Here is a 2,211-nt window from a genome sequence, read left to right on the forward strand (position 1 = left end):
GATGGTGAGATCTCCCTTGAAATGGAGAAAATTATTAATGCAATGCCAGATGATCAGCAAATCCAGGCTGATAAAGTATTGGAGATTAATGTAAATCACGATATTTTCCAATCCTTAAAATCAGCGCAAGGTAATGATGATGAAAAGTTAAAACTATATACCAATCTTTTATATAATCAAGCACTTCTTATTGAAGGATTGCCAATTAATGATCCAGTAGAATTCACAAATGACATTTGTAAAGTAATGGTATGAAGGGAAAAAGTTGTCTGAGTCAATGCTCCGGCAGTTAAAAAATCCCCTTGAGGAAAATGTTGATTTTTCCTCAAGGGGATTTTTCATTTGAAAGTTTATAGAGCAATTGTAAAACCCAATACAAGGAAGAAGAATCACATTAGTTTTTTAGGGAATAGAGCGACTCTAAAGTCCAAACTCACGAAGAAACCCAAACAAATAAGGGAATAAAAAATCTCGTTTAGTGATCTCTAAAAGCCATTAACATGCTCTTGAACTGAATAGACAAAAGCATGTTTCTAAGCATCTTCTTTGGTAGTAGCCTTATTTCCGATACATCTTAAATTGTAAGAACAATTCATTATAAAAAGCTAAGTTGCTTTGCCCCAAGTTTTCGTATACCTCTAAGCGGTCGGTTAATTCTGGATTAGGATAGAATCGTTCGTCTTCTACCATCTCTTTCGGCATGAACTGTAGTGCTTCTTTATTTGGTGTAGAGTAACTAACATACTCTGTATTTTGGGCAGCTACTTCTGCATCTAACATAAAGTTAATAAATTCGTGTGCACCATCTATATTTTGTGCGGTTTTTGGAATGACAAAGTTATCGAACCAGAGGTTGGACCCCTCTTCCGGTACCACGTAGTCGATTGCTTCATTTTCTCCCATGATATCTGCGGCATCACCAGACCAACCAACAGCAATTGTGGCTTCGTTATTTGCCATTAACATTTTATTTTCATCACCAACTATTGCTCGAACATTTGGAGTAAGCCCCTCTAACCTTTCTAATGCTTGATAGAGATGGTCAGGATTAGTGTCGTTCAAGGAATAACCTAATGAGTTTAATCCCATACCGATAATTTCACGAGCGCCATCGATTAGTAAAATTTGATTTTCTAACGAAGGGTCCCATAAGTCATGCCAGCCTGTTAGTTTCATACCTTCTGGCAAAAGAGTTGTGTTAAATACAATTCCAACTGTTCCCCAAAAATATGGAACCGAATATTGGTTATTTGGATCGAATGGTAAATTCATAAAACGTTCGTCTAAATTACTCAGGTTTGAAAGTTTGGAATGGTCTAATTCAATTAGTAAATCTTCCTCCACCATTTTTTGCACCATATATTCAGATGGTACTGCAACATCATATGTCGTACCACCTTGTTGAATTTTTGTCATCATCGCTTCATTGGAATCGAATGTTTCATATACAATGGTAATGCCGGTTTCTTCCTCAAATTGACTAATTAGTTCTTCGTCGATATAATCTCCCCAATTGTATACAGTTAACGTATTATCACCGGAAAACCCTTGTGCAGCATTGAGGCGATTAATCATTATAAGTAAAACAATCGAAACAACGAGTATTGCAATAAATGATCGCATGATAGATTTCATCGTCTCAAGCCAACTCCTTTTGTTCCACTACGTTGTGTAAGATAGTAATAAACAATTACGAGAAGTATTGTTACGAAAAACATAATGGTAGATAAAGCGTTAATATTAAGCGATATTCCTCGTCTAGCTAATGAATATATTTCAACAGACAGAGTGGTAAATCCATTACCAGTTACAAAGAAAGTTACTGCAAAATCATCAAGTGAATAAGTTAACGCCATGAAAAATCCAGCAAAAATACCTGGCGAAATATAAGGTAGCGTAACTTTTGTCAGGACGTTCCAATTACTTGCTCCTAAATCACGAGCAGCATCTTCTAATGAAGAACTCATCTCAAGAAGTTTAGGAAGTACCATTAACACAACAATAGGTATACTAAAAGCGATATGAGATAGGAGGACGGAATAAAATCCTAACTGAATTCCAGCCAATGTAAATAAAATTAAAAAGCTAGCACCAATAATTACATCAGGACTTACAATAAGCACATTATTTAATGATAAAAGAGAATTCCGAGTTCGTCTTTTTTTATAAGATCGAATGCTGATTGCGCCCAAAACACCAATTATTGTTGCA

At 35.5% G+C, this 2,211-nt stretch carries 3 protein-coding genes; 1 reads left to right on the plus strand and 2 read right to left on the minus strand.

Translation table 11 applies throughout. The features are described 5' to 3' along the window. The coding region (locus C3938_RS00460; RefSeq protein WP_199775454.1) for a hypothetical protein at nt 1-255 on the plus strand (255 nt) is incomplete at its 5' end. A gap of 303 nt (nt 256-558) precedes the next feature. On the opposite strand, the gene C3938_RS00465 is transcribed toward C3938_RS00460, so the two are convergent. Then, nucleotides 559-1,635 carry an ABC transporter substrate-binding protein gene (locus tag C3938_RS00465; RefSeq protein ID WP_017798388.1) on the minus strand — a complete coding sequence of 359 codons (1,077 nt, stop codon included), beginning with the start codon at nt 1,633-1,635 and terminating at the stop codon, nt 559-561. After that, on the minus strand, nt 1,632-2,211 hold a 580-nt coding region (locus C3938_RS00470; protein ID WP_105101342.1), incomplete at its 5' end, for an ABC transporter permease. The genes C3938_RS00465 and C3938_RS00470, both read right to left, overlap by 4 nt.

It is taken from the genome of Microbulbifer pacificus (genome assembly GCF_002959965.1).
GTDB lineage: Bacteria > Pseudomonadota > Gammaproteobacteria > Pseudomonadales > Cellvibrionaceae > Microbulbifer > Microbulbifer pacificus_A.